Consider the following 23,165-nt stretch of genomic DNA (forward strand, 5'->3'; position numbering starts at 1 on the left):
GCTCGGGTGCCGTTCGTTTCCACTTCGGTCGCCGAAGGCGGCGCTACGGTCGAGCGGTCGAACGCGAGAATGACCGAAAGAACGGGCGTCTCAGTCGCTCTGAATCCGGGGCGCGAGCATGAACGTGACGTTGCCCTGGCCCTCCGCGATGTCGAAGTGGAGCTTGACCGGGAACTCCTCGCCGAGGTCGACCGTGACCTCGGCGTCGGTCGGGATGGCCTTGTTCATGTCCTTGAGGTAGTCGAGGCTAAAGAGCGACCGGGCGGGACCGGCGGTGAGGTCGACGAGGTCCTCGCGGTCGAGTTCGAGGCGCACGTCGTCGGTGTCGCCTTCGGCTTCGACGACGAACGTCTCCTCGCCGTCGTCGACCGCCAGCGCGATGTGGTCGCTCACCATGTCGGCGGCCGTGACCGAGCGGTCGATGTCCGCGCCCTCGACCACGATCTCGGCCGGGAGGTCGAGGTCCGGGATGTCGGGCTCCTGCCGGATGGAGTCGGGGTCGATGAGCGCGAGCGTGTACTCCAGCCCGTCGATCTGGATGTGGAGTTTGCGGGTCTCCTCGTCGAGTTCGAAGTGGACCGGCTGGTCGCCGCTCGCCATCCCCGCGATGTCGTCGAGCCGGTCGAGGTTCACGCCGATGACGCCGCCGTCGGCCTCGTAGGACTCGAACGCCTCGGCCGAGAGGTCGAGGTCGACCATCCCGACGTTCGCGGGGTCGACCGCCCGGATGGCGAGTCCGTCCTCGTTGAGGTGGATTTTGCACTCGTCCACCAGCACGCCCACGGAGTCGATAGCGTCCTTGAGCGTGTCGGCGCTCACGATAGCCTTAAACATCTTGGCAAGTGGTACGAACCCCCGGCATAAAAAGACACTCGTTCGGGCGCGTGCGCGCGACGCGACCACAGCGACTCTTTCGCCGGATTCGGGCGCGTACGTGCATCGAACGAAGCGCGTAAACCCCTCGCCGGACTACCACCGTACAATCGAATGAGCCACAAGGACCACTACTACAACAAGGCCAAACAGGAGGGGTACCGCTCGCGGTCGGCGTACAAACTCACGCAACTCGACCGCGAGGAGAACCTGCTCGGCGAGGGCAAGACCGTCGTGGACCTCGGCGCGGCCCCCGGCGGATGGTTACAGGTCGCCAGCGAGGCGGTCGGCGAGTCGGGCACCGTCGTCGGCGTGGACCTCCAGCGAATCGACCCCATCGACGGCGTCGAGACCGTTCGCGGGGACGTGACCGACGAGTCGACGAGGGAGGAGGTCCGCGAGGTCGCGGGCGATTCGGTGGACGTCGTCCTCTCGGACATGGCTCCGAACATGACCGGCGAGTACAGCGTCGACCACGCCCGGTCGGTCCACCTCGCGCGACAGGCGTTCGAGACCGCCCTCGACGTGCTCGACTCGGGCGGGGACTTCGCCGTGAAGGTGTTCGAGGGCCGGGACCTCGACGACTTTCGGGACGACATCGACGAGGAGTTCCAGTACGTCCGGACGCTCGGCCCGGACGCCTCCCGGGACTCCTCGTCGGAGGTGTACCTCGTCGCCAAGGGGCGAACGACCGCGCCGGTCGACGAGGGCGACACCGTCGAGGTCGAGGTCGTCGACGAGGGCTCGGAGGGCGACGGCGTGGCCAAGGTCGACGGCTACACGCTGTTCGTCCCCGGCGCTTCGGCGGGCGAGACGGTCGAAATCGAGGTCACCGAGGTCAAGCCCCGGTTCGGGTTCGCGGAACCGGTCGAGGAGTAGGCGCGCGCTCGGCCGCGGCTTTTCACGTCTCGAACTGTCGAACAGTCGCGGGTGGCGCGCGACCGGGCGCGGCGCTCGTGCGCCGCGCCCGTCCGCGCGAGGTCCTCGGGAACGAGGTGACCGAGGGCTCGGCGGACGTGGTTTGTCCGCCGGTGGACGAGGACCGCGGGAGGTTGGGGAGGTGCGAGGCTCGCGGTTGCGGTAGCGGAGCAGTGCTGTGCGGTGGCGGGGCGGTGCTGTGCGGTTTCTCATCGGTCGAGGCAGAAGCTAGCGGTACGCCGACGGAATCACTCGTCACGCCGACGGAATCACTCGTCACGCCAACGGAACCACTCGTCACGCCGACGGGACCACTCGCGACGCCGATGGAACTCCCCGCTCCGGCAGTACTCGTTCCGACCGACTCCCGACAGGACTCGTAGCGAACGCCGACCGAACTGACCTCCTCGTTTCGTCTCACCGCGAAATCCAGCAGTAGGTCTGAATCGCGCCGAACAGGAGCGCGAACACGCCGTTCTCCACGAGCAGGAACAACTGGGCCTGCGCCGGGTCGACCTCGCGGACGACCAGCAGCAGGACGCCGAACGCGGTCGCCAGCACGAGGTTGTACTTCGCCAGCGCCGACCAGCACGACTGGTCGAGTTCGATGAGGCCGTCGCTACCCATGCAGGACGAATCGGCGCGGAGGCCGAAAAGCCGAGGGGGCGCGGTCGTGGGTCGCGCGCCGTGGCTCACCCAGTGTTGGTCGTTCTGCCGTCCGTCGCTATCCGGTGTTGGTCATCCCGCCGTCGACCACCAGGCTCTCGCCGTTGACGTAGGACGAGAGGTCGCTGGCGAGGTAGAGCGCGGCGTCGGCGACCTCCTCGGGCTGGCCGAAGCGCCGCGACGGGATGGTCTGGAGGAAGCCCTCGCCCGACTCCGAGCCGACGATGGGCACGTCCTCGGTCGTCATCTCGGTCTCGATGAGTCCCGGGTGGATGGCGTTCACGCGGACGCCCTCGGGGCCGAGTTCCGCCGCGAGCGCGTACGTCAGCAGTCGGACCGCGCCCTTCGTCGTGGAGTAGGTGGCAAAGCCGGCGCTGCCCTCGAGGCCGGCGACGCTGGACATGTTGATGATGTTCCCGCCGCCGTTCTCGACCAGCTTCCGGGCGGCGTACTGCGCGCCGAAGTAGACGCCCTTCACGTTGATGTCCATCATCTGGTCGAACGCGTCCTCGCTGACCTCGGTGAACTCCTGTTCTCGGAAGATGCCGGCGTTGTTCACCATCACGTCGATGCCGCCGAACTCGTCGGCGGCGTCCACGGCGGCTTCGAGCTGGTCGAGGTTCGTGACGTCGCACTCGACGTACGTGGCGTCGACGCCGTGGTCGTCCGCGACGAGTTCGTGGGTCGGTGTTCCGCCCTCGCGTGGCTCGGACTGGATGTCGGCCACGACGATATTCGCCCCCTCCTCGGCGAACGTCTTCGCGATCTCGCGCCCGTTGCCGCTCGCACCGCCGGTGATGACTGCGGTCTGCCCGTCGAGTAGTTGTTCTGACATCGCAGACCGTGCTACGAGGGGAAGCCCCGTAAATGCCAGCAAAGCGGACATCCCGGTGACTTCCGTCCGGCGGGCGACCACTCGACCGCTGACGAACGTCCGGAACGGTGGGCTCGTCCGGTCAGTCGGCGGTCTCCGCTGGGGTCGGGCCGGTCTCGCGCGAGCGAAGGAGTCCGACCACGGCGTAGACGAACGGCGTGTCCCCGACCGCGATGAGCAGCTTCAGGACGTACTGGCCCACGATGAGTCCGAGCAGGGCGTTGACCGACTGCGGGTCGCCGCCCCGGAGCGCGGGCATCGCGGCGAACCCGACGACCACGAAGATTATCGAGTCGACGAGCTGGCTGGTCGCGGTCGACCCGACGTTGCGGAGCCAGAGGCGCTGGCTGCCGGTCCGTTCGCGGATGCGATGGAAGACGTACACGTCCCAGTTCTGGCTCACGGCGTACGCCAGCAGGCTCGCCACGACGACGTTGAGGCTCGCGCCCAGCACCGTCTCGAACGTCGCGGGGTCGACCTCGGTGAACGGCGCGGCGGGCGCGGCGATGGTCGAGTACACCAGGGCCAGCAGGACGAAGTTCATGACGAAGCCCACGTTGACCATCTTGTGGGCCTCGCGCGGGCCGTAGAGTTCGGAGTAGCAGTCGGAGGCGAAGAACGTCACCGCGTACGCCAGCGCCGCGCCGGGCATCGCGAGCATCGCGCCGGTGAACGGAAGCTCGAACGGAATCGCAAAGCCCAGCAGCTTCGACGCGGTGAGCTGTGCGGTCACCAGCGCGGTGACGAACAGCGCGACGAGCGCGACGCGCCCGAGCGGGAGCGGCGTGACGTCTCGGTACTCGTCGGGTCCGGGCTCACTCATCGTCGAGTCGCCCCTGTCGCTGGTCGATTTCGTCGAGCAGGTCGAGGGTCTTCCGGACCGACGCCCGGACGGCCTCGCTCCGGTTGACGAACTTGCCGTCCTCGCCGACGTGCTCGTCGAGGTCGTCGAGGAGCTCGTCGGGCACTTCCACGCTTATCTTGGTCATACTCGGGTATTATCGACGGCTGGTTTAAATCGTTCGGGACCTCCGGAGCCTCCCCCGGCTTTATCTTATCTGTAGTCGCTCGCTACTACAGGTCGACGTCAACGGCCTCGTCGCTCGGGTCCCTCACCGCGTCTCCGGTTCGAACGTGGTGGCCGTCTCCGTGCGGTAGGTCACGGGAGCGTCCGACGCGGTGAGTTCCAGTTCGAGGTCGACAGCGATTCGCTCGGCCGGGGCGGTATTCGGGTCGATAATCGTGTTGATGAACACTGTTTCGTCGGTGACGTCCGGCGCGTCCGACAGTGCGATCCGCGTCGAACCATCGCCTTCGACTCGTCCGTACCTCAGGTTCGGCCACACCGCACCGGGTGGCGAGGCGAGGTAGATGTCGGCGGGCTCCTCGGCTGGTTGCGTGCGGAGATCGAACCGGAAGGACTCGACGCTCGTCGCCTCGTCGTACTCGATGAAAATCCCGAACCCGAACCGGTCGTTCAGTGACGCCGGAAACGAGTGCTGATCGAACCCCACCACGCGGACCTCCTCGCCGTCGTCTCGGTAGACGAGGTACGTCTCGTTTTCGCGACGTCCGTCCTGCTGTTCGATTTCGGCTTCGAGCTCGACGGTCCGGTCGGCACCGAACGAACATCCGGCAGTCGTGACTCCGACCGGTATCGCAGCCGTCGCGAGGAATCGCCGTCTGTCCATGGTGGCACTCCTGACTGATTTTAATAATACGTGTCGGTTTTCCCGCAAGATCGACAGCAGGCGCAGCATACGCCCGTGAACCTATCACAAAATATGGACCCCGACGTGTCCACGCCGCTCACTCGACGGAAAACCAGAGAACCGGTTCCGGTCGGTTATCGCCGCCCGCCCAGCGACACCAGCCACAGCACGCCCAGCCCGAAGACGTACGCCAGCGACAGCGGGATGGCGATGAGGAACATCGTGTAGAGGCTATCGGGCGTGAGCAACCCGGCGACGGCGAAGATGGCGATGGTGACCTCGCGCCACCGGTCGTACATCGCCTCGAACGAGACGATGCCGCCGTAGCGGAACAGCCACATCGTGAGCGGCACGTCGGCCAGCAGGCCGATGCCGGCGGTGGTGAAAAAGACCAGCCAGAAGAAGTTGCTGACCCGGTAGGAGATTATCATCTCGGCGCGCACGGCGTCGGCGACCAGCCACGAGATGATGCGGGGCGCGACCTGGAGATAGCCCAGCGCACTGCCGGCGACCAGTCCGACCGCGATGGTGCCGGCCCACACGCCGAACACCCGGCGGTCGCCCCCGGCGAGGCCGCGCTCTTTCATCGCGGGCCACGCCCAGTAGAGCACGACGGGCAGGACGGCCACCAGCGCGAGCAGGGTCGATATCTTGACCTCGAAGATGAGCGCCTCCACGGGGTGGAGGACGACGATGTTGAGTATCTCCTCGCCCGACCCCATCTCGGGGCGCACCTCGGCGGGAAGCCGTTCGAGGAAGTCCTCGCGGATGTAGCCGATGCCGCCGCTGTAGAGGAACATGAACGCAGCCGCGAGCACGGCCATGAAGATGCCCACGAGCCAGAACATCTTCGAGGTGAGGCTGTCGAGGACGAACCGGATGTCGTAGTACCACCCGCCGATGTCCTCCTCGGTGGTCTCCTCCTCGGTGAAGGCGTCGGCCATCCCGGCCGCGGTGCTCCCGAGGACGCCGGCGTCGTCGTCGCCCGTGGCCACGTCCTCGGCCATCGGAGCCTCGCCGTCGCCGGTCCCGCCCTCGTCCGGGGTCGAGGTCCTCGGGGCGTCGCCCGACGCCGCTTCGGGCGCGGTCTCGGCGTCCGCGGGCTCGCCCGCCGACTCCTCGTCCTCGTCGGGGTTGAGTTCGTCCCAGCGGTCGAGGATGGTCTGGGCCTTCTCGGCCTCGTCGTCGTCCATCGCCTGCCGGGCGTAGTCGACCGCCTCCTCCTCGCCCATCTCGACGAAGACCTCCGGCGGGGCGGCCCTAACCGCGCCGGCGTCGAGCGCGCCGAGGTCGATGTTGCCCGGCGCGCCGCCCCCGTGCTCGTCGTCGCGGGGGGCCAGTTGGCTCAGCGTGACCGAGAGGTAGTAGAGGAACGTGACCACGAACGCGACGCCGGCGGCGGCCCCGGCCGCCGCGAGCACGGCCTGCCCGCGCGGGAGCCCGAGCAACTGTTCCACGGGCGGAATCGCGAAGTCGAGCGACGACGGGAGGCGCTCGTTGACCGCTGAAACGCCCGCCTCGGTGAAGAACAGTCTGACGAGGAGGAACACCAGCGCGGGCGCGCCGAACGTCCGAATCCAGTTGTCCCGGACGACGCTCCGCAGGGTGAACCGGTCGCTCGCGCGCTTGAGCATCACGACTACCTTCGTGAGGTAGAGGCTGAACGCGTACAGCAGGATGAGCGGGGTCGCCCACATGATCTGGGTGAACGGGTCCGGGGGCGACGCGAACGCGCCGAACAGGAAGATGCCCATGATGGCGTAGCGCCACTTGTCCCGGAACGTCTCGTAGGGGACGATGCCGGTGTAGCCCAGCGCGCTCATCGCCAGCGGCAACTCGGCCGCCAGCCCGAACGACAGCGACAGGAACAGGATGAACTCGGTCCACTTGACGATGGAGTAGTTGGTCTGGAACCCGGCGGTGATGGCGTTGTCCGCGAGGAACTGGAACATCAGCGGGAAGAAGACGAGGTAGCCGTAGAGGATGCCGCCGAAAAACAGCGCGAGCGCCAGCAGCCCCAGCCCCGCCAGCTTCCAGCGGGCGATGGGCGTCTCGGGGTACCACGACCGCTCCTTGAACGAGTCGCGGGCGTAGTACGCCAGCGCGGGGAGCGCGAGCAGTATCCCCGCGATGACACCGATTTTGGCCTGCAACAGGATGACGTCGAACGGCGTCACCGCGACGATGTTGATGCTCTCGGCGACCTCGTCGGACATCTGGGCGGTGGTGACGTCCCTGAGGAACGGCCAGCCGACGCCCCGCAGCGCGTAGAAACAGCCCAGAAAGCCCACGAGGAAGACGACGAAGACCTTCCGGAGGTGGTCCTGTGCGGCCGACAGCATCGACCCGACGGTCTCCCGGCCGCTGTTGACCGCGCGGGCGGTGTCCTCGTCGACGATGCTACTTCCGGTTCCCGACATTCGTTAGAAGGGGTTGCCGTGTCGTAGTTATCAATCTTCTCGTAGCGCCGGTCACAGAAGACCTATAAGAACCGCCGGGCTTAGACCGACTGGATGGCCGACGAATCGGAAGCGACCGCCAGCAACCTCTCGCGGGCCGAGAAGACCGACCCGACGGCCGGGCGGGAAGAGCTCGACGAACTCGACGACCCGTCCGGCCACCCGAACCGGGGAGGCGAGCCGCTGGAGGACGAGGAGATGCCGCTGGCCGACCACATCGAGGAGATGATAAAGCGGCTGGCGGTCGTCATCGTGGTCGCGGGGACCATCACCGCCATCGGGCTTCCGTTCGCCGAGGACGTCATCAACTTCCTGTGGTACAACATCATCCCGCTCGACCAGCTCGGCCAGGAGGCCCGGCCCCGCATCTACCACCCGCTGGCGCTGGTGTTGACCAAGCTCAAGGTCGCCAGCCTCGCGGGCGTCGTCGTGGCGCTGCCGGTGTTCGTCTACCAGACGTACCTGTTCATGAAGCCCGGGCTCTACCCCCACGAGCGACGCTACTACCTCGCGGCGGTCCCCACGAGCCTCGTGCTGGCGTTCGTGGGCGTGAGCTTCGCCTTTTACCTCGTCCTGCCCGCGATATTCACCTACTTCATCTACTACACCGACGACGTGGCGATTCTGGCGTTCGGCCTCACGAAGACGTTCGACCTCATCCTGATGTTGATGGGGTATCTGGCGGTCGTGTTCCAGATTCCGCTCTTTATCATGCTCGCCATCATGATGGGACTGACCACCCGCCGGTGGTTGGCCGACCGCCGCCTGCTGTTCTGGGGCGCGTTCCTCGGCATCTCCTTTCTGTTCACGCCGGACCCGACCGGGATGGCACCCATCCTCGTCACCGTGACGATGATCGGTCTGTTCGAGGGGACGCTCGCGCTCCTGAAGTGGACCGGGAACTGAGGGGACGGTCCGCAACCGTCGGAACGGTACGCTTTTTCGCCCGCGCTCCGCACCGTCGGCCGTGTCCCCAGACGTCGCTCCCGACGCCCCGCGCGAACCGCAGACGCTCCGGCTGCCGGCGTCGAAACTCGACTCGTTCCGCGCGTGGGCCACTCGCGGCACCGCGCTCGCGGCCGCAGCGCGCGTGCGGGACTCCGAGGGCAGAATCGCGCTCGTCCGAAACAGGTGGTCGGACGGGTGGACGCTGCCCGGCGGCGCGGTCGAATCCGGCGAGTCACCGGCCGAGGCCGCCCGCCGGGAGGTTCGGGAGGAGACCGGCCTCGACGCGACCGTCGGCGAGCCGCTGGTCGTCCTCGACCAGTCGTACGTGGCCGAGGGCGATGTGAACGACGGTGACGCCGCCGCGGACGTGCAATTCACGGCCGAGTACGTGGTGTACTCGGCGTTCGCCGAGGGAGCGATTCCCGGCGCGTCCGAGCTGGGCGTCGACGCCGACGAGATAGCGGCGGCCCGCTGGTTCGCGTCGCCGCCCGCGGACCTCCACGACGGCGACCTCCTCCGGCCGTACCTCTGAGCGCCCGCCGGGGACGACTGCGGGGCGTCCGCTCGGGCAACGTCGGATTTCCGCGAGCGTAATCGCCCTATAACTAAGGTGCTGTGGCTCCAAGCACGGCGTAGCGTTCGCACCTGCCACATAGCTCGCGTGCCAGCAGCTACGTACCGCAGTTCGCGTGCCAGCAAACTGCCACCCTGGGTGCGAACGCGACTTTCTGAGGACCAATCGGCGAGCGACGCGAGGAGCGGACCGTGTCTCGACGAGGACTCGACGTGGTTCGGGAACCCTACGCCTCGGGCACGCAGTCGAGCAGGTCCCACTCCAACTGCGCGAGGTCTTCGGCGGCGGGATTGTCGCGATTTATCCGGTACATCTGGCTGTTGCCGACCGTGCGCGTCCGCTCGACGACTCCGTAGGCGACGAGGTCGTCGATGTGTTCGTAGAACGTGCTCCGGTCGATACCCGCCAATCGAGAGACGTCGGTCGGATTGAGGTCGCGGTCGTTCTCGCTCAACAGCGCGACGAGAATCTTCACTTTGGCGTGCGGGCCGAGAACGTCGGTGAGGACGGTTCCCTCCGCAGCGGCCTCGGACGCGTTCTCGTCTATCTGGGGCGTACTCATCTATGACCGAGAACAGTCGTCGCGGAGTTATACCTTTCGGATATTCTCCGGCTTACTCTCGTATAAAAACGATATAGGTGAAGTCTTATCCCAACAGGTTTAAATAACTTACTTCGACTCTATCGACTAAATAGCGATGTCCGACGATGCGCAACTCCGGGTGAAAATAGTAACGAAGCTCGCCCGAAAACCAGTGGTTGGGTCACACAAAAAGCGGGTCGACACCGTGAAAAACTGGTTCGCCACGGACGACCAAGGACGAGTCGAAGACCTCGTCCGAGAGATGATTCGGAATCCCGACGCACCGCTGGAAGGATACGGCGGGAGTCGGGACAACGTGCGGTTGACCGGCGTCGAGGACGCCAAACGGTACATCGAGGAACGCGGCGGGGACCTGCCGTGGGGTTTGCGCGACTGATTCCACCCTCGGGCTCACGCCACGCGAACGCTCCGCGAATATTTTTAACCGAGGGGTCGGTACTCCACGCCGAATGGAACTGGAGGCCATCCCGGGCGTCGGGTCGAAGACGGCGGCGGCGCTCTCGGAACTCGACGACCCAGAGGCCGCGCTGGCCGACGGCGACGTGGCCGAACTCGCCAGCGCCCCGGGCATCACCGAGGGTCGGGCCGCCGCCATCGCTCGCGGTGCCGTCCGGGAGCGCCACGACGACCCCGGTGGCTTCGCGGCGACCGACCGCGCCGAGGAGATATATCGGGACGCCCTCGACCTGCTCGCGGAGCGAACCGTCACCGACTACGGCGCGAAGCGGCTGGAAACCGTCTACCCGAGCGGCGTCCGGTCGCGCATCGAGGAGGTCCGTGAGTTCGCCGAGTCGGCGATGGAGCGCGACCCCGACCCGGCGGTGTCGGACGCGCTGGCCGACGTGGAACCCCTGGCCGACCCCGGCGGCGTGACGGTCCGCGACCGGTGTCTGGCGACCGCCGACGCCGAGCGCTACAGCGAGGCCCAGCGGGCGATGCCGGAGCTGAGCGTCGAGGTGGTCGAGGACGCCCGCGACCTCGCGGACCTCGCGCGGGGCTACTCCACCGTGGTCGCGCTCGACGAGGCGTTCGCCGGCGTAGCAGTCGAGGGCGACGTGCGGGTCGAACCCGACGCCCTCGAACGCCCGGCAGAGGTCGTGCCCGAGCGCGTGCTGGCCTTCTTCGCGGCCAATCGGGAGTGTCTGCGGGCCGCCGCCGAGGTCCACCGCGTGGCCGACCTCGACCCGCCGCTGGACCTCGACGACCTCGAAGCGGCGCTGGCGCGGGTCGACGCGGACGGGACCGTCGTGGGCGACGACGAGTTGGACCGGCTGGCGCGGGCGGTCGACGACCTCGACGCCGCCGTCTCGACCGCCGAGAGCGCGGCCAACGACGCGCTTCGGGAGGCTATCGAGGAGCGCGACGTCACCGTCGAGGGGTCGGACCTGCTCTCGCTGGTCGAACAGGGTGCGGGGGTCGACTCGCTCCTGTCGCGCGAGTTGAGCGACGAGTACGCCGAGGCGGTCGCGCTGGCCCGCGAGGAACTGATAGACTCGCTCGACCTCGACTCGGGCGAGGCCGAGGTGGCTCGCCGGGCGTTCCCCGAGGAGCCGACCTTCCCGGTCGAGCGCGACGAGGACGTCGTGACCCGACTGCGCGAGGACCTGCAGGCCGCGAAGGACCGCCGGGCCGCCAGTCGGAAGCGCGAGCTCGCGGCCGACCTCGCCGACCGCCGCGCGGCCGCCGAGCAACTGGTCCGGACCGCGCTCGAACTCGACGTGGAACTCGCTATCGCTCGGTTCGCCGAGGACTTCGACTGCACGATGCCGGAGTTCGCGGACGAGCCGTCCGGGGGCGGAGCGCAGGGGTTCGAAATCGAGGGCGGGCGCTCGCCCCTGCTCGACGTCGAGTTCGAAGACGTGGAGCCGGTCGACTACGCGGTGTCGGACGTGGCGCTCCTCTCGGGGGTCAACAGCGGCGGGAAGACCTCCACGCTCGATCTGGTGGCGCTCGTCGCGATTCTGGCCCACATGGGTCTGCCGGTCCCCGCCGAGTCGGTCCGGTTGGAGCGGTTCGGCGAACTCCACTATCACGCCAAGACGCAGGGTACGCTCGACGCCGGCGCGTTCGAGGCGACCGTCCGGGAGTTCGCGGACCTGACGGCCGGCGGCGAGGACCGACTCGTCCTCGTGGACGAACTCGAGAGCATCACCGAACCCGGCGCGAGCGCCAAGATAATCGCGGGCATCCTCGAAGAGCTCCGGGACGGCGACGTGACGGGCGTGTTCGTCTCCCACCTCGCGGCCGAGATACGCGAGATGGCTGACTACGACGTGCCGGTCGACGGCATCGAGGCCGAGGGGCTGGTCGAGGGCGAACTGGTCGTGAATCGCTCGCCGGTGAAAGACCACCTCGCGCGCTCGACGCCCGAACTCATCGTGGAGAAACTCGCGGGGGATTCCGACGACGCGCCTCGCGGCGAGTTCTACGACCGCCTGTTGGAGAAGTTCTGAGCGCGAATGGTTACTCGCTCAGGAGGTCATCTAAGTCGCTGGCCGTAAGGGAGTCGTGGTCTTCGAGATACGATTCCACGTTCTCGACGGATTCCAAGTCGGTGATAGCGTCCAGTTTCTGCTGAGCCCGATAGCTGAATTTCCCCAGTTCCCCTCGGTCGTACTCGTGGTCTTCGTCGACGTACAGGACGTACACCACGTGATACTGCGTGTTCCCTTCGGGAATGTACGTGATTATCTTCGAGTACGCACGCCCTGCACCACTGAATCGTATGATATCCACGTTCCCGATATTCTCGTAAACGTAGCTATCGGGAGGTGCATCCGCTGCGGCGATATTCCTGAGCTTCGTCAGTAACTCCCGCTGCTCCGAAGTCCCGAGGCTAGCGAGTTGGTCGGGGACGCTCCCCTCGAATATGACGTGTGTCTCCTCGGAACCGCCTAGCGGGACGTAAGCCACACCTCCGTAGAAACCGATAGCGTAACTTAAAATTTAAAATTTCAGAACGGAATCGATGTCGTCCTCGCTGGCAGTGTCTCCTTCAGCAAGGTTGTCGATTGCTTCGAGAACCGCCTTCGGAACGCGAGGTTCACCGTCTCCCTCGCATTCTACGGATTCCCGGTCGAATTCGGTCGACATACTCCGGTTTACGGAACTCACCGGTATAAATCTGTCTCCAACCTGATTCGGCAATCAGGCGCGGCTGTCGTGTGAACGGCGACGGACAACTGCCCGCCTCAGACGACCGGAAATCAGTCAACACACCACAGAATTCTCCCGACTGATATCGAATCCCCGTAACCCTCCCCGGGAACGCCGAGACCCTCCGAATCGCCCGCGTTCGACCTCTCTCGGCTTTAATACTTCCGCCCGCCGAAAGGTTAAGTAGCTGGGAAAGCGAGGTGAAAGTGATGGCAGACGACCCCGAGGAGGGGATGCTCTCGTGGGACGAGACCGTGTTCCGGGACGAACACGTCTTCGAGATAGACTACGTCCCCGAGACGTTCTCGCACCGCGAGAGCCAGTTGCGGAGCCTGAAGTACGCGCTCCGGCCCGCCGCGCGCGGTTCGCGGCCCCTCAACGTCATCGCTCGCGGCCCGCCCGGCACCGGCAAGACCACCGCCGTCCAGACGGTGTTCGGCGAACTCGGCGCGCAGACCGACGTTCGGACCGTCCGGGTGAACTGTCAGGTCGACTCGACCCGCTACTCGGTGTTCTCGCGCATCTTCGAGGGCATCTTCGAGTACGAGCCGCCCTCGTCGGGCATCTCGTTCAAGAAGCTGTTCCGCCAGATAACCGAGAAGCTGGTCGACGACGACGAGGTGCTGGTGGTCGCGCTCGACGACGTGAACTACCTCTTCTACGAGGGCGAGGCTTCGGACACGCTCTACTCGCTGTTGCGCGCCCACGAGGCCCACTCGGGCGCGAAGATCGGCGTGGTCGTGGTCTCCTCGGACCTCAACCTCGACGTCATCGAGGACCTCGACGGCCGGGTCCAGAGCGTGTTCCGGCCCGAGGAGGTGTACTTCCCGGTGTACGACCCCGAGGAGATCGTCGACATCCTGCGCGAGCGGGTCGACCGCGGGTTCCACGACGGCGTCGTCTCCACGGATGTCCTCGACGAGGTGGTCGAACTCACCGCCGAGAGCGGCGACCTCCGGGTCGGCATCGACCTGCTCCGGCGGGCCGGCCTCAACGCCGAGATGCGCGCCAGTCGGACCGTCGACGTCGAGGACGTCCAACAGGCCTACGAGAAGTCCAAGTACGTCCACCTCAGCCACAGCCTCCGGGCGCTCTCCGAGAGCGAGATAGAGCTGCTGGAGGTCATCGCCGAGCACGACGGCGAGCGGGCGGGCGACGTCTACGACGCGTTCCACGACCGCACCGGGCTGGGCTACACCCGCTACTCCGAGATAATCAACAAGCTCGACCAGCTCGACATCATCGACGCCACCTACACCAACGTCGACGGTCGCGGCCGGTCGCGCCAGCTCTCGCTGCGATACGAGCCCGACGCGGTGTTGGACCGACTCGACGACGACTGACGCCCGGTATCTCGCTTCTCGCGGACGCCCCGACTCAGTGGTCGTGGCTGTGTCCGCCGTCCGCGCTCGCTCCACCCGAAATATCCCCGCCCGCGACCAGCGCGTCGTGGTCGCCCTCTATCATGTCGAGGTCCTTGAGGTTGTCCCGCTCCTCGAAGTCCTCGACCGCGTCCACGAAGTCCGACTGCGTCAGCGCGGTCCGTTCCTCGGTCAGAGCGTCCAACACGGCCTCGCGCAGCACCATCCGGAGGTCACTGCCCGTCAGGCCTTCGGTCTCCTCGGCGAGCTCGTCGGGGTCGAAGTCCGTGACGTCCATCGGCCGGGTGATGAGCCGGAGGATGTCCGCCCGCATCTGCCGGTCGGGCTTCGGGAAGTTGACAATTTCGTCGAATCGCCGCCACGCCGCCGCGTCCAACTGGTCGGGGTGGTTGGTCGCGCCGATGAGCAGCACGTCGTCCTCGATGAGGCTGATGTCGTCGATGGACTTGAGCAGGGTGTTGACCGCGCGCTTGATGGCGGCGTGTTCGTCGCTGGCGCGGGTCTTGGCGACGAAGTCGAACTCGTCCATGAAGAGGATGCACGGGGAGAGTCGCTTGGCCACCTCGAACACCTTCTCGACGTTCTTGGCGGTCTCGCCGAGGTACTGGCTGGTTATCATCGACAGCTTCACCTCCACGAACGGGAGGTCCAGATCGTAGGCCAGCGCCCGCGCCGTGGAGGTCTTGCCCGTCCCCGGCGGGCCGACGAACAGGAGTTTGCCGATCTCGCGCAGCCCTATCTGGGCGAGGTACTCGCGGTGCTCGATGGCCTTGACTATCTTGTGTATCTCGGCCTCCTGGTCGTCGGTCAAGACGAGGTCCTCCAGCGTGGTCTCTATCTCCTCGGGCGCGCGGATGTCCACGAGGTCGAGCATCTCCTCCTCGTCCTCGTCGGCGAAGTACTCGGCCAGCAGGCCGTCTATCCACGCCCGGTCGGCCTGCACCGGACGGTTGGCGTTTCGGGCGGCCTCGTAGTCCGCGCCGTCGACCTCGTCCTCGAAGGCGTCCGCCAGCACGGGGTTGTGGACCACGCGCTCGCCGCCGCGTTCGAGGAACCACTCCTCGGCCATGTCGGGCTGGGTGAACTCCAGCGCCCCGGTGAACTCGTCGCGGTCGGTGAACAGCAGCTCGGAGATGGCGCTCCACGGGTTCTCGACGCCGGTCGCCCGGCGGGCGGTCTCGATGGTCGGTCGGATGGGTCGCTCGATGCCGACCGGCGCGCCGTCGCCCGGGCGCTCGCGGTCGGCGCTCCCGCCCGTGCCGTCGGGCCAGAACACCTGTCGGTAGCGCGGCGGGAGGTCGTTCTCGTCCAGCGTGCGGTTGTCGTTGTAGTGGCTCGCGGTGAGCAGGAACTCGACGACGTCCAGTGCCGCGTCGCTCATTCTCCGAACGGTTGGCACCAAAGGTGCTTAAGCGCGTCGAAGGCCCGTCGGGCGTTCGGGTCCCGCCCCGGCGTCGGGTCGCGAGCCGGGCGTTCGCGCCCGCCCCGGCGTTCTACGTCGCGTCCTCGTCGACGTACACCATCACCGTGCTGATAGTACAGCCGCTGTCGTGGGCGAACCGCTGGATTTCGTGGCTCTCGTAGCCGTCGAGGTACTGTTCGACGTCGTCGGCCGAGTCGTAGCTCTCCGTGCAGGTGCTCGCTTCGCCCAGCGCCACGACGACGGGCGGCATCTCGTCCATCCCCCCGACCACGTCGGGGTCCCGGACGCTGTCGCGCTCCGCGCCGTACGCCTCCAGATACCACTCCAGGGGCAGGCGGCCGAACCAGCCCGAGCCCTGCGGTGCGGGCGGTACGTCGTGGCCGGCCTCGTCGGCCGAGTAGAACTCGTCGCCGTAGTACAGCACGTCGATGCCCTCGTTCGCCCGGGTCACCTCCCGGATGTCGCCGAGCAGCGGCTTCATCTCCGAGGACGACTGGGCGTACTGGACGAGTTCGTTGTGGTCGCTCTGGGGGTTCACGTAGGAGGTGTCGACAGCCGTCGCGCCGACCTGCGCGGTGAGCACCAACACGACGAGCGCCGCCGCGCTCGCCGAGAGCGCGTCGCCGTCCGCCGCGCTGGCGAGGCCGAGCCGAACCACCAGCGCGAGGCCGACCGCCGCGGGGACGACCAACGGGACCACGACGTGGATGACCTCCCAGGGGAACGGGTTGTCGACGATGACGGGGTAGCCCAGCAGGCTGGCGAACCCCCAGTAGGAGGCGAACGCCACCGCGTCGCGGGGCGTCTCGTCGGCGTAGCGGTCCGCGACGAACCCGAGGACCGCCAGCGCCAGCAGGACGCCCGCGCCGGCCACCAGCGCCGGCCAGAGCGCCTCCACCGCCCCGATGTACGACTCCTCGTTGCCGGTGCCCCACTGGTCGACGAAGTCGGTCCACGTCCCGAGGGTCGCGTGCTCGACGACGGCGGGCAACAGCGTCGGGTCGGCCAGCGCCTCGCCGAGGCTCGGCGCGCCGGCGTCGACCGCCGAACTGGGGTGTTCGGCGATGCGGTCGGCGTTCCGTGGCGCGTAGAAGAACACCACGATGGCGAAAAACTCCACGACTGCGAGCGCGAGGTGGGGCCACCACTCGCGGAGGCCACCCGCCCGCGCGCGGAGGTCGGCCCACGCCGTCCCGAGCAGGCCGCGCTCGCCCGCCCGTCGGGCGAACAGCCGGTGGTCCCACAGCAGGGCGGCCGCGCCGACCCAGCAGGCCGCGTACACCAGCGCGTTCTCCTTGGTGGTAAAGGCGAGCGCGAACGCGCCGACTCCGGCGTACAGGAACGCGGGCCGGCCGTGGTCGTACGCCCGAACGAGGAAGCCGAAGGCAACGAGCATGAACCCGGCCAGCAGCAGGTCGTTGCGGTAGAACCGCGAGTAGTACAGCAACAGCGGGTTGGCCGCGAGCAGGAGCGCCATCGCTATCGTCTCCGAATCGCGGAGCCGGTCCCGAAAGAGGAGGGCCGCGAGCGGGAGCAGGCCGCCGAACAGCGCCACGACCAGCCGCATCGTGAAGTCGTCGGCCCCGAGCAGGCCGAACAGGTGCCCGTCGACGATGGTGAGAAACGGGCCGTGGACGATGGGTCGGTACTCGTAGACGCCGTTCTCCATGTAGCGGTACGCCCAGTAGGCGACCCGGGCCTCGTCCTGGTGGGCCACCCGCGCGCCGAGCTCGAACAGGCGCGCGACCAGCGCGAGAAGGGTCACGCCGAGGACGGCGAGCTGGGTTCGCGAGAGGTGTCCGGGAAGCGCCTCGCGGAGGGTCACTGCGGACGGCGACGACTCAGTTTCCGAGGCCATGCGTCGGGGAGTGGGACCGATGGCTCGGTGTGCGAACGACGCGGGCGGCGGTCATACACCTCTTTGCTTCGGGTTCGGACAAATAGCTTCTGGACCGAGGTGTGGACGGCGTCGCTCGTCGGCTCGGGGGCTACTCCGCCTGCTCGCCGGCGTACCGCATCACCCACGCCGACAGCGGGAGGCTGGCCGCGACGAGTCCGTACACGCCGCCCATGATGGGTTCGAATCCGAGGCTCGGACCCAGCAGGTAGCCCGCGCCGAACCCGAGGGGGTCCAGCACGAGCGCGAGGATGAGTATCTGTCGCTCGAACGGTTTCGACTCGAGCCACTGGAGCGCGGACATGATGTGGTACCCAGACTCCCGTGGAATAAAACGCGTGCTTCGCGTCCGGGGAGCGCGCTACTCGCGGCGTTCCACCAGCCCCGACCGGTGGGCCGTCCGGGCGGCTCCGACCGTCAGGGCGTGGTAGGCGTCGCCGAGGTCGGCCTCGACCGCGAGGTCGTCGAACCCGCCGACGACCGCGAGGTCCGAGACGAGGTCCGCGATGGAGTGGGTGACCGCCTCCTCGTCGGTCGGGCTGAGGTACGGCGTGGTCGAGTTGGTCACCGACTCGATCAGCGCCTCGTCGTTGTCGCCCTGCGGGTCGACCTCGGCCGTGATGGTCGCGTCGCCGAGTCGGACGTCGAATCGGACGCCAGCCCCGTACTCGCGGGGTCGAAGCTCTATTTCGCCCCCGCCCGCCGCGAACGTCACGGGCTCGCTCACGGTCCGTCGGGGTCGAGGCTCGGACTCGACGAGGTCGACCTCGCCCAGCGCCTCGGCAAGTGCCGGGTTCGGCAGCCCGGCCGGGTGGCCGACGACGCTGTCGGGTCCCATCTCGGCGGCGTAGCAGAACCGGTGTTCTGGCCGGGCGAAGTCCCACTCCTCGCGGACGCCGACGACCTTCGCGGCCGTCACGCCCCGGAGTCCGAGCGGGCCGAGGACGTGTTCGACGACGAACGAGCGCGTCCCGTCCAGGAGGTCCGAACACGTCTCGTCGGCGAGGTCGACCCGCACGTCGGCCTTGGCGACGTAGTCGACGGTCGCGGGCACGCCGTTGACCTCGATGCCGGGCGTCTCCTTGGGCTCGACCCGGACCTCCGCGCCTTCGACCGGTTCGGCGAGGGTTCTCACGCGCTCACCCCCAGGTTCGAGAGGGTGGCGTCCAGCAGTTCCCGGCAGGTCTCGTACTGCTCGCGGGAGTACTCGCCCGCGCCGGGCGTGCCGGTCCCGAGCGCCACCTTCCCCGCGCTGGGAATCGCGCCGAACGCGCCGGGTTCGGGGAGCCACTCGTAGTCACACTGGCCGCGAACCTCGCAGTGGGCGGCATCGACCGCCTCGCGCACGTCCGGCGAGGGCGAACTCCGCTCGACGCCGACGACCGGCTCGTAGGCGACGCTCTCGACGCCTGCGACCTCGGCGAACTGCGACTCGACCGCGCGGGCGCTGGTGGCGGGCGTCGTCGACACGTCGAACGTGGCGGTCAGCCCCTCGCCGACCGAGAGGTCGTCGAGCGCGAACGTGGTCATCCCGGTGGTGAACGCGCCCTGCACGTCGTCGGCCACGGGGTAGTGGTCGTGGCTGGGTGCCGCCGCGTCGAGCAGCGCGGAGACGCGCCGGTCGAGGCGGTCGAGCGAGGGGTCGGCGCTCGCGTCGTACGCGAGGTCGACCACGGCTCGGCCCGTCCCCTTCGCGACCGTCGAGACGAACCCCGACAGCGGCGCGAGTACGAGCCACGGCCCGTCGGCGGTCAGGTCGGGCTCGGGGTAGTGGACGGCGAGGTCGCCCCCGGCGTCGACTGCGGCCGCGAGGCGACCGAGCGCGCCCGCCGTCTCGCCGACGTAGCCGTCCGCTGTACGCTCCACGGCGTCCGGGTCGATTTCGCCCGTGACCGCGAGGTTCACGGCTCCCTCCGCGGTGGCCTCGCGCGCTTCGGCCGCGACCGACTTCGGGTCCGGAAGCGTCGTCTCCTCGTCCCCGCTCATTCGGTCGCCCCCATCAGGTCGGCCGTCGAGGCCGCCATCACCTTGGTCGCGGTGACTATCTCCTCGACGGGGACGTACTCGTCGACGACGTGGGCCTGGTCGAGCAGCCCCGGCCCGTAGACGATGCACTCCTCGATGCCGGCGTCGTTGACCACGAACCGCTGGTCGTCAGACCCGGGCGAGACGACGGGCTCGGTCTCGTCGTAGAAGTCGAGGATGTTGTCGGTGTAGGTCCGGGCGACCGTGCAGTCTTCCGGGACGCTCGCGGGTTCGGCGAACATTATCTCCTCGTAGTCGAACCCGTGGCCGGTCGCGGCCTCGGCCTCGTCCATCAGGGTCCGTATCTCCTCGCGGGCCGACTCGACCGTCTCGCCGGGCACCAGCACGCGGTAGAACGTCGCCGTACACCGGTCCGGAATCACGTTCTCGGAGTAGCCCGCGTCGAGCATGGTCGCGGAGATGTCCGCACACCGCGACTCCGGCGGCGTCACCGGCAGGTCGGTGGTGCGGTCGTGGAGGACGTCCTCGTACTCGTCGATGCGCGTGAGGAAGTCGTTCATCGCCATCACGGCGTTCGCGCCGTCGTGGGCCATACAGCCGTGGGCCTTCTCGCCGCGCGCGGTGACGTGGAACTTCAGCACGCCCCGGTGGCCCAGACAGATGCGCGAGGAGTCGAAACACTCGGTGTAGACGCAGTAGTCGGTGTTCTCCGTGGAGACGTACCCTTCCTCGACCAGATAGCCCAGTCCGGTGAACCCGCCGGTCTCCTCGTCGACGGTCATGCTCTGGGTCACCGACCCGCGAACGTCGACGCCCGCCGCTTCGAGCGCGTCGACCGCGAACAGGCTGGCCGCGATGCCCGATTTCATGTCGCTGGTGCCTCGGCCGTAGACCCGGCCGTCCTCGACGCGCGGGTCGTAGGGGTCGTCGCTCCAGTCCTCGCCCGCCGGTACGACGTCGAAGTGGCCCGTGAAGTGGACGTCCGGGCCGTCGGCGTCCTCGGCCTCGCCGGCCTTCCGGCCCACCACGTTCACGCGCTCGTGGTCGGACCGGTCGGGGTAGTGGTCGGCCACGACGTCCTCGGGCACCGCGACGGTTTCGGTGTCGTAGCCCCGGTCGGCCATCGCGTCGGTCAGGAACTCGGCCCCCTCGCGGTAGTTGCGCCCCGGCGGGTTCTCGGTGTCGATGGCGACGAACTCCCGGAGGAACTCGACGATGTCGTCCTCGCGCTCGTCGACCGCGTCGTAAATCTCCTGCTTCCTAACCATGTTAGATGTCCCGTCCGCCGTCGACTTCGAGCGCGGTCCCGGTCACCATCTCGGCCTCGTCGCTGGCGAGGAACACCGCCGCGTTGGCGATGTCCTCGGGCTCGGCGAGCCGGCCCAGCGGGATGGTGTCGGCCATCCCCTCGACGCTCAGGTCGCCCCCGGCGAAGTCCGGCAGCATGTCGGTGTCGGTCGCCACGGGACAGATGGCGTTGACTCGGATGGCGTCCTCGGCGAGCTCGTACGCGAGCTGTTTGGTCAGCGTTATCATCCCGCCCTTCGAGGCGGCGTACGCCGACAGCCCGGTCCGGGGCCGGATGCCGGCGGTCGACGCGGTGTTCAGGATGACGCCGCCGCCCTGTTCGCGCATGTGGGGGACCGCGTACTTCGCGCCGAGGAACGCGCTCTTGAGGTTGACGTCCTGGATGGCGTCCCACGTCTCCTCGGTCACGTCCTCGACCGGCGTCGACTCCTGGGGGATGCCCGCGTTGTTGTGGAGGACGTCGATGCTCCCGAACTCCTCGACCGCGCGCTCGACGAACGCTTCGACCTCGTCGGCCTCGGAGACGTCTGCGGTGACCGCGACCGCGCCGCCGTCCCCGAGGCCGGCCAGTTCTTCGACCGTCTCCTCGGCCGCCTCGGCGTCGAGGTCGACGACCACGACGTCCGCGCCGCGTTCGGCGAACAGCCGCGCGGTCGCGCGGCCCATCCCGGCTCCCGCGCCGGTGACGACTGCCGTCTTGTCAGTGAAGCCCATGTCACACAGTTATTTCTCTCCCGTATCAAACTATCGCCGATACGTGCTTCATTGTTCGACAAAAAGCTCTGACGAGTGAACGGCATCCGAAGTTCTGGCGGGCCGCCCCGCTCGCCGACCGCTCCGGGCCGGCCGATTCGGTCCGCTACGCGCCGGGCAGCGAGTCCGAACTCCCTTCGGCGAGGTTGATGGCGACGTTCTTGGTCTGGAGGTACGAGTCGAGCGCCTCCAGCCCCTTCTCGCGGCCGATGCCGCTCTGCTTGTACCCACCGAAGGGGGTCTGGTTCGTGTCGCCGAACCACTGGTTGACGTAGACGTTGCCCGCCTCCAGCCCGCGAGCGAACTGGTGGGCGCGCGTGACGTCGCTCGTGAAGATACCCGCGACCAGTCCGTAGTCGACGTCGTTGGCGACTTCGAGCGCCTCGGCCTCGGTCTCGAACGAAATCACCGACAGCACGGGACCGAATATCTCCTCCTGGGCGATGCGCATGTCGTTGTCGACGTCGGTGAATATCGTCGGCTCGACGAAGTAGCCCTCGCCGTCGGGCGTTCCCCCGCCGGCCGCGAGCGTCGCGCCCTCCTCGCGGCCCACCTCGACGTAGCCGGTGACCTTCTCGAACTGCTCGGCCGAGACGACCGGCCCCATGTCGGGGTCGTCCGAACCGCGACCCAGTTCGTACGACTCGGCGCGCGCGACGAGTTTGTCGACCAGTTCGTCGTGGACCGACTCGTGGACCACGACCCGGTCGGCGGCCGAGCATATCTGGCCCGCGTTCGTGAAGATGGCCCGGTCTATCCAGCGGGCGGCCTCGTCGAGGTCGGCGTCGGGGAACACGACCGCCGGGTTCTTACCGCCGAGTTCGAGCGTGACCGGCGTGACGTTGTCGGCGGCCTGCTTCATGATGACCTGGCCGGTCGGCACGCTCCCGGTGAACGTGATGGTGTCGACGCCCTCGTGGGAGGACAGCGCCGCGCCCGCGGGGTCGCCGAAGCCGGTGACGACGTTGACGACGCCGTCGGGCACGCCCGCCTCCTCACAGAGCTCGGCGAGCCTGAGCGACGACAGCGGGGTCTGCTCGGCCGGCTTGACCACTGTCGCGTTGCCGGCTACCAGCGCGGGAGCCACGCCGCGAGCGAACAGATTTCCGGGGAAGTTCCACGGCGTAATCTGTGCGCTCACGCCGTACGGCTCCCGGAGCGTGAAGTCTATCCCGTCGGCCCCGACGGGGACGCTCGTGCCTTCGAGCTTGTCGGCCGCGCCCGCGTAGTACTCGAAGTAGCGAGCCGCCCCGTCCACGTCGCTTTTGGCCTGCGAGAGGGGCTTGCCCTGGTCGAGGCTTTCGATTGCGGCGAGCTCCTCGCGGTTCTCGCGCACGAGTTCGCCGATGCGGTGGACGATGCGGCCCCGCTCGTCCGGGTCGGTGTCGCGCCACGCCGGGAACGCCTCGCGGGCGGCCGCGACCGCGCGGTCGACGTCCTCGGCCGTGGCCTCGGCCACCTCGGTTATCGATTCTTCGGTCGCTGGGTCGACGGTCGCGAAGTGGCCGCCGTCCGACGCCGACACCCACGCCCCGTCGATGTAGAGGTCGTAGCTGTCGGCGACGTGCTGGGTAGGTACTCCCATACCACGTGGTATATTTTACAGGGTGTTAACTGCTAGGTCTGGAACCT

The 23,165-nt window shown here is 67.7% G+C and carries 24 protein-coding genes; 6 read left to right on the forward strand and 18 right to left on the reverse strand.

Translation table 11 applies throughout. The annotated features are described in order from the left end of the window. Window positions 1-90 precede the first annotated feature (90 nt). The gene (locus EPL03_RS01460; protein ID WP_135827562.1) at window positions 91-834 is read right to left on the reverse strand and encodes a DNA polymerase sliding clamp; all 744 of its coding nucleotides are present in this window, start codon (window positions 832-834) and stop codon (window positions 91-93) included. A 153-nt stretch (window positions 835-987) separates the two neighbouring features. Here EPL03_RS01460 and EPL03_RS01465 point away from each other — a divergent pair, with 153 nt between their 5' ends. Then, window positions 988-1,752 (forward strand): 23S rRNA (uridine(2552)-2'-O)-methyltransferase, encoded by a 765-nt coding sequence (locus EPL03_RS01465; RefSeq protein ID WP_135827563.1) that lies wholly within the window; start codon window positions 988-990, stop codon window positions 1,750-1,752. A gap of 456 nt (window positions 1,753-2,208) precedes the next feature. On the opposite strand, the gene EPL03_RS01470 is transcribed toward EPL03_RS01465, so the two are convergent. From EPL03_RS01470 to EPL03_RS01495, 6 genes are all read right to left on the reverse strand, one after another. Beyond that, window positions 2,209-2,418 (reverse strand): hypothetical protein, encoded by a 210-nt coding sequence (locus EPL03_RS01470; protein WP_135827564.1) that lies wholly within the window; start codon window positions 2,416-2,418, stop codon window positions 2,209-2,211. A 97-nt stretch (window positions 2,419-2,515) separates the two neighbouring features. After that, window positions 2,516-3,292: an SDR family oxidoreductase gene (locus EPL03_RS01475; RefSeq protein ID WP_135827565.1), complete on the reverse strand. Its 777-nt coding sequence runs from the start codon at window positions 3,290-3,292 to the stop codon at window positions 2,516-2,518. A gap of 121 nt (window positions 3,293-3,413) precedes the next feature. Beyond that, the gene (locus tag EPL03_RS01480; RefSeq protein WP_135827566.1) at window positions 3,414-4,154 is read right to left on the reverse strand and encodes a queuosine precursor transporter; all 741 of its coding nucleotides are present in this window, start codon (window positions 4,152-4,154) and stop codon (window positions 3,414-3,416) included. Then, window positions 4,147-4,320, reverse strand: a complete 174-nt coding sequence (locus EPL03_RS01485; protein WP_135827567.1) for a ribbon-helix-helix domain-containing protein — start codon at window positions 4,318-4,320, stop codon at window positions 4,147-4,149. The genes EPL03_RS01480 and EPL03_RS01485 overlap by 8 nt, the downstream gene beginning before the upstream one ends. Before the next feature lie 123 nt (window positions 4,321-4,443). After that, window positions 4,444-5,022: a hypothetical protein gene (locus tag EPL03_RS01490; protein ID WP_135827568.1), complete on the reverse strand. Its 579-nt coding sequence runs from the start codon at window positions 5,020-5,022 to the stop codon at window positions 4,444-4,446. Between the two features lie 155 nt (window positions 5,023-5,177). Next, a complete protein-coding gene (locus EPL03_RS01495) occupies window positions 5,178-7,463 on the reverse strand; it encodes a twin-arginine translocase subunit TatC (protein ID WP_135827569.1) in 2,286 nt (761 codons plus the stop codon). A 93-nt stretch (window positions 7,464-7,556) separates the two neighbouring features. Between EPL03_RS01495 and tatC the strand changes: the two genes are divergently transcribed. Further along, the gene (gene tatC, locus EPL03_RS01500) at window positions 7,557-8,408 is read left to right on the forward strand and encodes a twin-arginine translocase subunit TatC (protein WP_135827570.1); all 852 of its coding nucleotides are present in this window, start codon (window positions 7,557-7,559) and stop codon (window positions 8,406-8,408) included. Window positions 8,409-8,469: 61 nt separating this feature from the next. Next, the gene (locus EPL03_RS01505) at window positions 8,470-8,982 is read left to right on the forward strand and encodes an NUDIX hydrolase (protein ID WP_135827571.1); all 513 of its coding nucleotides are present in this window, start codon (window positions 8,470-8,472) and stop codon (window positions 8,980-8,982) included. A gap of 268 nt (window positions 8,983-9,250) precedes the next feature. Here the strand turns inward: EPL03_RS01505 and EPL03_RS01510 are convergent, their stop codons facing one another. Continuing rightward, window positions 9,251-9,586: a winged helix-turn-helix domain-containing protein gene (locus tag EPL03_RS01510; RefSeq protein ID WP_135827572.1), complete on the reverse strand. Its 336-nt coding sequence runs from the start codon at window positions 9,584-9,586 to the stop codon at window positions 9,251-9,253. Between the two features lie 226 nt (window positions 9,587-9,812). Here EPL03_RS01510 and EPL03_RS01515 point away from each other — a divergent pair, with 226 nt between their 5' ends. Next, window positions 9,813-10,004, forward strand: a complete 192-nt coding sequence (locus EPL03_RS01515; protein WP_244605177.1) for a hypothetical protein — start codon at window positions 9,813-9,815, stop codon at window positions 10,002-10,004. Between the two features lie 73 nt (window positions 10,005-10,077). After that, window positions 10,078-12,081 carry a MutS-related protein gene (locus tag EPL03_RS01520; RefSeq protein WP_135827574.1) on the forward strand — a complete coding sequence of 668 codons (2,004 nt, stop codon included), beginning with the start codon at window positions 10,078-10,080 and terminating at the stop codon, window positions 12,079-12,081. 10 nt (window positions 12,082-12,091) lie between these two features. Here EPL03_RS01520 and EPL03_RS01525 read toward each other — a convergent pair whose 3' ends face one another. Together EPL03_RS01525 and EPL03_RS19715 are read right to left on the reverse strand one after the other, a co-directional pair. Further along, the gene (locus EPL03_RS01525; RefSeq protein WP_135827575.1) at window positions 12,092-12,541 is read right to left on the reverse strand and encodes a hypothetical protein; all 450 of its coding nucleotides are present in this window, start codon (window positions 12,539-12,541) and stop codon (window positions 12,092-12,094) included. 33 nt (window positions 12,542-12,574) lie between these two features. Next, a complete protein-coding gene (locus EPL03_RS19715) occupies window positions 12,575-12,721 on the reverse strand; it encodes a hypothetical protein (protein ID WP_168216159.1) in 147 nt (48 codons plus the stop codon). A gap of 272 nt (window positions 12,722-12,993) precedes the next feature. On the opposite strand from EPL03_RS19715, the gene EPL03_RS01530 reads away from it, so the two are divergent. After that, window positions 12,994-14,127 carry an ORC1-type DNA replication protein gene (locus tag EPL03_RS01530; RefSeq protein WP_135827576.1) on the forward strand — a complete coding sequence of 378 codons (1,134 nt, stop codon included), beginning with the start codon at window positions 12,994-12,996 and terminating at the stop codon, window positions 14,125-14,127. Between the two features lie 34 nt (window positions 14,128-14,161). Here the strand turns inward: EPL03_RS01530 and EPL03_RS01535 are convergent, their stop codons facing one another. From EPL03_RS01535 to EPL03_RS01570, 8 genes are all read right to left on the reverse strand, one after another. Continuing rightward, window positions 14,162-15,547 (reverse strand): ATP-binding protein, encoded by a 1,386-nt coding sequence (locus tag EPL03_RS01535; protein WP_135827577.1) that lies wholly within the window; start codon window positions 15,545-15,547, stop codon window positions 14,162-14,164. Window positions 15,548-15,659: 112 nt separating this feature from the next. Further along, window positions 15,660-17,447 (reverse strand): flippase activity-associated protein Agl23, encoded by a 1,788-nt coding sequence (locus tag EPL03_RS01540; protein WP_135827578.1) that lies wholly within the window; start codon window positions 17,445-17,447, stop codon window positions 15,660-15,662. 130 nt (window positions 17,448-17,577) lie between these two features. Then, complete coding sequence (locus EPL03_RS01545) at window positions 17,578-17,790, reverse strand: hypothetical protein (RefSeq protein ID WP_135827579.1); 213 nt, start codon at window positions 17,788-17,790, stop codon at window positions 17,578-17,580. Between the two features lie 57 nt (window positions 17,791-17,847). Beyond that, complete coding sequence (locus tag EPL03_RS01550; RefSeq protein ID WP_135827580.1) at window positions 17,848-18,621, reverse strand: hypothetical protein; 774 nt, start codon at window positions 18,619-18,621, stop codon at window positions 17,848-17,850. Further along, the gene (locus tag EPL03_RS01555) at window positions 18,618-19,472 is read right to left on the reverse strand and encodes a hypothetical protein (RefSeq protein ID WP_135827581.1); all 855 of its coding nucleotides are present in this window, start codon (window positions 19,470-19,472) and stop codon (window positions 18,618-18,620) included. The genes EPL03_RS01550 and EPL03_RS01555 overlap by 4 nt, the downstream gene beginning before the upstream one ends. Then, window positions 19,469-20,740, reverse strand: a complete 1,272-nt coding sequence (locus EPL03_RS01560) for an ArgE/DapE family deacylase (protein ID WP_135827582.1) — start codon at window positions 20,738-20,740, stop codon at window positions 19,469-19,471. The genes EPL03_RS01555 and EPL03_RS01560 overlap by 4 nt, the downstream gene beginning before the upstream one ends. A gap of 1 nt (window position 20,741) precedes the next feature. After that, window positions 20,742-21,494 carry an SDR family oxidoreductase gene (locus tag EPL03_RS01565; protein ID WP_135827583.1) on the reverse strand — a complete coding sequence of 251 codons (753 nt, stop codon included), beginning with the start codon at window positions 21,492-21,494 and terminating at the stop codon, window positions 20,742-20,744. Window positions 21,495-21,639: 145 nt separating this feature from the next. Continuing rightward, window positions 21,640-23,118 (reverse strand): aldehyde dehydrogenase family protein, encoded by a 1,479-nt coding sequence (locus tag EPL03_RS01570; RefSeq protein ID WP_135827584.1) that lies wholly within the window; start codon window positions 23,116-23,118, stop codon window positions 21,640-21,642. Between the last annotated feature and the right edge of the window lie 47 nt (window positions 23,119-23,165).

It is taken from the genome of Halorussus halobius (assembly GCF_004765805.1).
GTDB classification, from domain to species: Archaea; Halobacteriota; Halobacteria; order Halobacteriales; family Haladaptataceae; genus Halorussus; species Halorussus halobius.